The sequence below is a fragment of the Mesorhizobium sp. Cs1321R2N1 genome, assembly GCF_037179725.1.
GTDB lineage: Bacteria > Pseudomonadota > Alphaproteobacteria > Rhizobiales > Rhizobiaceae > Mesorhizobium > Mesorhizobium salmacidum.
Window position 1 is genome coordinate 1 of the sequence record NZ_JAPYKP010000207.1, and the last position, 7,373, is coordinate 7,373.

Below are 7,373 nucleotides of genomic sequence, written 5' to 3' on the forward strand. Positions count from 1 at the left end.
GCGGGCAGTGCCGCCGTCATCTCGTCGGGCAGCAGCACGTCGGGCTCGACGGCCAGCGAACGGGCAAGGTCCAGCACGCGCAGTACGGCCAGCGGAATGTCACGCGCGGTGTCGCGCAGGTCGAGGTCAGGAATGCCGAGCTCGCGCACCCAGGCGCGGAACGGCTCGACCGGCGTGCCGGTCAGCCGCAGATTGGACAGCACGTCGAGATCGGGGATCAGCGAGGGCTCCTGGTAGACAGGCAAAAGCCCGGCGCGCCTCGCGGCGGCGGGCGAGCGTATGTCGCGCGCCTCGCCACGGATCAGGATGCGGCCCGCATTGGCTGATATGGCGCCGGTCAGGATCTTCACCAGCGTCGACTTGCCGGCGCCATTGGCGCCCATCAAGGCGTGCACCTCGCCCGGCAGGACGGAGAGCGACGCGTTACGGAGAGCCGCAACTGCGCCGTAATTCTTGGCGACGCCCGTGGCGTCGAGGAGGAGATTGGTCAATCGTGTGGTTCTCGGTGAAGCTGTTCAGATGTTTGAAGGAGCTCAATTGCTTTGACAGGTTGGCACTCTACGAGGCCCCCCTCTGTCCTGCCGGACATCTCCCCCTCAAGGGGGGAGATTGGCAGTCGTTTCGACTTTCGCCAACTTTCAACTTGCAAGACGAGAGCCGGCGCCGGAATTGTCAATCTCCCCCCTTGAGGGGGAGATGTCCGGCAGGACAGAGGGGGCGACGTAGAACGCGGACCTTCGCATGACGAGGAGGCGACCCGCCGTCCTCGTCACGTAATTCAAACCCGGCTTACTCCCCCGGGCCCTTGCAGGCGACGATCTGGTCCTTGGTGTAAGTCGTCCAGTCCGGGATCGAGATCGAGACCGGCCATTCCGGGCTGAGCGACGGGTCGGCGGCGGCCTTCAGCTTGGCCTTGCCTTCGTCGGTGGCGTTGTCCCACAGTTGCGGGTCGACCAGCACGGTCTGCTGGGCTGGCTTCTTGCCGTCGAGGATCTGCAGGGCGAGCGTTACACCCGCACCGCCGATCGAGCCGGGGTTGGTGACGGCAGCGCCGACGAGGCCCTTGACGGAGCTCAGCTGGCCGACGAAGCCGGCATTGTCGGCGCCGACCACCGGCACCAGCGGCGCCTGCGATTCGACCAGCGCGTCGACGATGACGTTGTCGATGCCCGACGTCCACACGCCGTTGAACGGCGTGCCGGTGGCGAGGAACGACAGCATCTGCTGCTTGGCCTGGTCCTGCTGCCAGCCGGTGAAGACTTCCTGCGCGACCTTCACGTCGGGGAATTCGGCCAGCGCCTTCTTGAAGCCTTTGTCGCGATCGCTATCGGCGGACGCACCGGCCGCACCGCGCATATAAAACACCTCGCCCTTGCCGCCCATCTGGCCGAACAGCCATTTGGCGCCGAGATAGGCATATTGTTCCTGGTTGTTGGAAATGATGTAGGCCGACGGTTCGGTGACCGCCTGGTCGACGGCGACGACGACGATGCCGGCCTTGGTGGCTTCTTCCAGGCCGGCCTTGATGCCGGCCGGATCGGCGGGGTTGACGACGATGGCGTCGACCTTGGCGCTGATCAGGTTGCGGATGTCTTCGAGCTGGCCGGCGGCATCGGTGTTGCGGTGGGCGATGTTGAGCTTGGTCACTTCGCCGGAGGCGAGCGCCTGCGCCTTCATGGCGCACACCATCTCCTCGCGCCAGCCATTGCCCTGCACGGTGTTGGAGATGCCGATCGTGTATTTGCCGGCGGCGGACGACACGCCCACCGAGGCCAGCAGGGCCGCGCTGGCAAGCAACGGGACCATGGTCAGATATTTCTTCATTTCAGTCTTCCTCCACATTTGTTTTTCAGTTCAGTTTTAATCCGTTAAGCCGCGCCACTCACAAACAGAGTCAAGTGGCCCGCCATGCCATCACTTGACGAAGGGACGCAGCACGTCGCGGGCGAGCAGAAAGCCCCGCTTCACCTGATCGTCGCTGCCTTCAAATCGCCTGTCCTCGTGTTCGATGATGACCGGTCCGTCATAGCCGGCGCGATAGAGGCCGGAGAAGAAGCCGCTCCAGTCGACATCGCCCAGCCCCGGCATGCGCGGCACCTGCCAGCCTATCCCGGACGAAAGGATTCCGCGCTCGTACAAACCATCATGATCAATCATCAGGTCCTTGGCGTGGACATGCAGCATGTAGGCGCCGAATTCCCTGATGAAGCGGGCTTGGTCGATCATCTGCCAGACCAGGTGCGAGGGGTCGAAATTCATGCCGACATCGCCGCCCCAGCTCTCCAGGATGCGGCGCCAGACCTGCGGCGAGTAGGCGATGTTGTGCCCGCCCGGCCATTCGTCATAGCTGAAGATCATCGGGCAGTTCTCGAAAGCGAGTTTTACCCCGTGGTCGCGCGCATGGGCGACGATTTCAGGCCAGACTTTCAGCGCGTCCTGCCAGTTGACGTCGACGGTCTTGGACGCATCGCCGCCGCAGAAGGTGTTGACCACTGATACACCCATGTTTGCGGCCAGCACGATGACCTTTTTGAGGTGGCCGGTGACCGCCTCGCGGTGCGCGGCATCGGGATGCAGCGGGTTGGGATAATAGCCGAGGCCGGAGATGGACATGTTCTTTTCCGCCAGCGCGGCGGCAATCTCTTTTGCCTGCGAGGCCGACGTGCCGGCAGCGTCGATGTGGCTGGTCCCGGCATAGCGGCGGGTCGCGCCGGAGGTTTTCGGCCAGCAGGCGATTTCCAAGGCCTCGAAGCCGACGGAGCTTGCCCAGCCGGCGACCTCGCCAAGCGGCGTCTCCGCGAACGGTGCGGTGAGCAGTCCAAGTTTCATCATGCCTCCCCTGACCGCGAACCCGCGATCGATGCCTATAATGCCGATTGTTTGGATCGCTTCAACCTCGCGACCTCGTCTTGTTCGAGACTGTGACGGACTGCCGCCATCGGATCGTCCGACAGCAGTTCGCCAAGCGCCGAAGCCGCGGCCTGCCGGAACGTCTCGTTCGCGGCAAGTTCGGGATCGAAAATCGTGTCGATGGCCAGGATGGCGGAAGCCAGAGCCGGCGCATCGTTGCCCGTCGCGTCGGCTATTGCCGCGACCCTGCCGGCATAGGGATCCGACACCGGCCAGCGTTTGCCGAAGCGGGGCGAGGCCAGGATCAGATAGGCCATCCAGCCGGCGACCGGCACCGACAAAAGGCCGATGCTGGCCCCCTGGTTCAGCCGGTCGCGGATCGGGTTGAGCAGGCGCTGGACGATCTTCTGCGAGCCATCGGTGGCGATCTGGTGGTTGCGGTGGCGGATGGCGGTGTTGCGCAAGCGGCCGAGGCTCTGGTCGACATAAGCCAGTGGCTCCATGCCAGGCACCGGCATCAGCGTCGACAGCGTTTCCTCGACCAGCATGCGCCTGACGAAGACCGACAGCAGCGGGTCGGCGATGGCATCGAACGTGTGTTCGAGGCCAGCCAGTACGCCGAGCGTGGCGAGCGTCGTCTGCGCGCCGTTCAGCACCCGCATCTTGAGATGCTCAAAGGGCGTGACATCGTCGACGAAAGTCGCGCCGGCCAGGTCCCAGCGCGGAGCGCGGCCGGCGAACTTCTTCTCGATCACCCATTGCCGGAACGGTTCGCCGACGGCGACGGCGGCATCGCGGTAGCCGAACCACTGTTCGACGCTGTCGAGGTCGTCCCGCGTCACCGCCGGCGCGATGCGGTCGACCATGGCCGAAGGGAAGGTGGCATTGGCGGCGACCCAGTCGGTCAGACCATTGCCGCGCCGCTCGGCAAAGCTCCGCACGACGTTTTCCAGGATGACGCCGTTGGTCGGAATGTTGTCGCAGGAGAGCAGTGTCAGCTTCCGGCCATGCGTGGCCCGGCGCATCTCCAGCGCCCGTGTGAGGATGCCGGGCACGCTACGCGGTGTGTCCGGGTTGGCGAGGTCATGGACGATGTCGGGATGGCCGAGGTCGAGTTCACCGCTCGACGGGATGTGGCAATAGCCTTTTTCCGTCACCGTCATCGTCACCAGTTCGATGTCGGGCGAGGCGAGCGCGGTGAGCGCCGGTGCGGCGTTGTCCTGGCTGTCGATCACCTTCACGATGCTGCCAATGATACGCGCCTCGACATGGTCGTTCTCGCGGATCAGCCTGGTGTAGAGGCCGCCTTGCCGGCCGAGCGTGTCGGCGAGGGTGGGCGGGCGGATGTTGATGCCGACAATGCCCCAGCGGTCGAATTGCAACGACAAGAGGTCGTCGGTGTATTCGGCTTGATGGCAGCGGTGGAAGGCGCCGACGCCAAGATGCGCCATGCCCGGAGCCAGCGACGCCCGGTCATAGGCGGGTGTCTGGACAATGGCCGGAAGCCGGCCAAGCAAGGCCGGTCCGAGCGTTTCCAACGATGCCGAAGCGGCGTTCATCGGTTCGCCCCGATCACCGCCTGCTCCTGGTCGATCACCGCACCGGTCATCGGCCCGGCCGCTTCGGAAAGCAGGAAGACGGCGAGGTTGGCGATATCGTCCGGCTTGAGCAGCCGGCCAAAGGGCTGCGCGGCATTGGCGGCGTCGAGCCAGCCCGGGCCGTTGCCCAGCGTCTCGGCCTGCATGATGCGTTCGGCCGGCGTGTCGGTCCAGCCGACATTGATGCCGTTGACGCGGATGCGGTCGAAGCGGTGGGCGTTGGCGGCGTTCTTGGTCAGCGTCGCCAGCGCGCCCTTGGTGGCGGAATAGACGGCAAGCTCCGGCGAGCCGCAATGGGCGTTGATCGACAGGATGTTGACGATCGCCCCGCTTTGGCCGCGCTTCTTCATGTCGGCGATCGCGGCCTGCATCAGGAAGAAGGGTGCGCGCGCATTGACCGCGAACAGCGCCGCCCAATCGTCCAGCGTCGCGTCGAGGAAGGAAGCGCGGTCGGTCAGGCCGGCGGCGTTGACCAGACCATCGATGCGGCCGAAGTGGTCGATGCAGGCCTGCGCCAGAGCGGCGGGGGTTGCCGGATCCTCCAGGTCGGCGGCGACGAAGAGCGTCGGCGTACCCGATCGCGAAAGCTCCGCCGCCACGGCATTGCCGCGCTTGCTGTCGCGCCCCGTGATCAGCAGGCCAGCAGCGCCGGAACGCGCCAGCGTCTCGGCAATGGCGCGGCCGATGCCTTGCGTCGACCCGGTGACCAGTATCACCTTGCCGTCGAGCCTGGTCTCCATTCCTCCTCCCGGAACAAAGTTTCTATTTTTTGAAATATGGAACGATAATTCCCGGTAGTCAATTGTGCCAGCAGCGCCTCATGTGCCGCGTCGCGCGGCGACGCCTTGGACCAGCGCCATGCCGACCGCCAGCGATGCCGCCAGCGAGCGGAAACCGGCGAAGTCGGATTCCACCACCTCCAGCCAGCTGTCCGAGAGCCGGATCAGCGGGGAGAAGGTGCTGTCGGTGATGGTGACGATGCGGGCGCCGCGTTCGTGCGCCACCGCGACGAGGTCGGGCGTGATCGAATTGTAGGGGCTGAAGGACACCGCCAGCACCGCATCCTGCCTGCCGATGCAGCCGACCTGGTCGAGCGCGGTGGAGCCGACATTGTCGACCAGCACATTGCGTACGCCTTGCTGCGAAAGCGTCAACGACAGGTAGTTGGTGACCGGGAAGGCGCGCTTGGAGCCGATGACGTAGATCAGGTCCGCTTGTGCCAGCGTCCCCACCATCCTTTCGAAGCTTTCGACATCGAAGCCGCTTTCAATGCGGCCGAGCGAGGCCTGCGAGGCGCCGACCATGCCGTGCAGGAAATGCAGGGCGGCGTTTGGCTCGGCCTCGGCGCGCGGCTCGCCGCGTCCTTCCGGCCAGGATCCTTTGACATGGTCCTTGAACAGACCCTGGAAATCGGAAAAGCCGGAATAACCGAAGATCTGGGCAAAGCGCACCAGCGTCGAGGGCTGGACGCCAGCCTGCGCCGCCACCTGGGCGATGGTGCCGAGCGCCACCTCGCTCGGATGCTGCCACAGGAAGATCGCCGCCTGGCGCAGGCGCTTGGGAAAATGCACCGTGCCGGAAGACAGCACGGCGCGCAGCTCCTCATAGTTTCGCGGCTGTACATAGCCAAGCGCCGCCAGGGAACGCCCGCGCTTGCGCGTCGCGGCTTCCTCGGCACTCGATCGTCCGGATGGTTTTCTTGCCCCGCTCATGAATTCAGGCTAGCGCGATACGATCGTTTTACAATATGGAAATTGGAAATCCTGTTCGAAGCGTGTCTTGGAGAGGGATGTAAACGGTTCAAAGTTGGCGCTCTACGAGGCCCCCTCTGTCTGGCAGGACAGAGGGGGCGCCGTAGAACTCGACGGGGATAGCCAGGAGGAGAAAACATGGTCTACGCAACATTGGATGGATCGACGCGCCAGCGTCTGCGGGTTGGTATGGTCGGCGGCGGCCGCAATGCCTTTATCGGCGCGGTGCACCGGCTGGCCATGCGCCTCGACGACCAGATCGTGCTGGTTGCCGGAGCGCTGTCGTCCGATCCGGACAACGCCGCCGCCTCGGCCGCCGAGATCGGCATCGCGCCGGAGCGCAGCTATGCCGATTATCGCGCCATGGCCAAGGCAGAGGCCGCGCGGCCGGATGGCATCGAGGCGGTCGTCATCGTCACGCCCAACCATCTGCACGCGCCGATCGCCACCGCCTTTCTCGAGGCCGGCATCGACGTGATCTGCGACAAGCCGCTGTCGACGACGCTCGGTGACGCCGAAGCGCTGGTGGCGCTGGCGCGCGCGAAAAAGCGCCGCTTCGTCGTCACGCTCAACAACACCGGCTACGCCATGGTGCGCCAGGCGCGCGAAATGGTGATGGCGGGCGAGCTTGGCCGGATCGTATCGGTGCATGGCGCCTATATCCAGGACTGGCTGACCAAGCCGATCGACGCCGACGGCCAGAAGCAGGCGGAGTGGCGCACTGATCCGGCGAGGGCAGGGCAGTCGGCGGTGCTGGCCGATATCGGCGTGCACGCCTTCAACCTGGCAAGCTTCATTTCCGGCCGCGAGGCCGAGACGGTGTCGGCCGACCTGTTCACCGCGGTGCCCGGACGCCGGCTGGACGACAACGCCCATGTGCTGGTGCGCTGGACCGACGGCGCGCGCGGCACGATCCTGGCCAGCCAGACATCGCCGGGCCACTACAACGACCTCTCCGTGCGCATCTATGGCGACAAAGCCGGGCTCGAATGGTCGGGCGCGCGGCCGGAGGAACTGCGCTTTTCCGTCCATGGCGAGGAAACCCGCACGCTGGTGCGCGGCGGTCATGGCTCGACGGCTGAATCCCGCCGCGTGTCGCGCATGCCGGCGGCACACCCGGAAGGCTATATCGAGGCCTTCGCCAATTTCTACCGCGACGCCGCCGACATCATCC

At 65.3% G+C, this 7,373-nt stretch carries 7 protein-coding genes; 1 reads left to right on the forward strand and 6 read right to left on the reverse strand.

The features are described from left to right. The 6 genes from O7A61_RS29920 to O7A61_RS29945 form a co-directional block, all read right to left on the reverse strand. Nucleotides 1–491: ATP-binding cassette domain-containing protein (locus tag O7A61_RS29920; RefSeq protein ID WP_337132820.1), on the reverse strand; the 491-nt coding region annotated here is incomplete at its 3' end. Nucleotides 492–789: 298 nt separating this feature from the next. Then, nucleotides 790–1,824 carry an ABC transporter substrate-binding protein gene (locus O7A61_RS29925; protein WP_027141426.1) on the reverse strand — a complete coding sequence of 345 codons (1,035 nt, stop codon included), beginning with the start codon at nucleotides 1,822–1,824 and terminating at the stop codon, nucleotides 790–792. Nucleotides 1,825–1,914: 90 nt separating this feature from the next. After that, nucleotides 1,915–2,829 (reverse strand): sugar phosphate isomerase/epimerase family protein, encoded by a 915-nt coding sequence (locus O7A61_RS29930; protein WP_337132821.1) that lies wholly within the window; start codon nucleotides 2,827–2,829, stop codon nucleotides 1,915–1,917. A 35-nt stretch (nucleotides 2,830–2,864) separates the two neighbouring features. After that, entirely contained in the window at nucleotides 2,865–4,409 is a 1,545-nt protein-coding gene (locus tag O7A61_RS29935; protein ID WP_337132822.1) for a mannitol dehydrogenase family protein, read from the reverse strand. After that, nucleotides 4,406–5,188 (reverse strand): SDR family oxidoreductase, encoded by a 783-nt coding sequence (locus O7A61_RS29940; protein WP_337132823.1) that lies wholly within the window; start codon nucleotides 5,186–5,188, stop codon nucleotides 4,406–4,408. The genes O7A61_RS29935 and O7A61_RS29940 overlap by 4 nt, the downstream gene beginning before the upstream one ends. Nucleotides 5,189–5,266: 78 nt before the next feature. Next, a complete protein-coding gene (locus O7A61_RS29945; RefSeq protein WP_337132824.1) occupies nucleotides 5,267–6,160 on the reverse strand; it encodes a MurR/RpiR family transcriptional regulator in 894 nt (297 codons plus the stop codon). A 177-nt stretch (nucleotides 6,161–6,337) separates the two neighbouring features. Here O7A61_RS29945 and O7A61_RS29950 point away from each other — a divergent pair. Continuing rightward, on the forward strand, nucleotides 6,338–7,373 hold a 1,036-nt coding region (locus O7A61_RS29950; RefSeq protein WP_337132825.1), incomplete at its 3' end, for a Gfo/Idh/MocA family protein.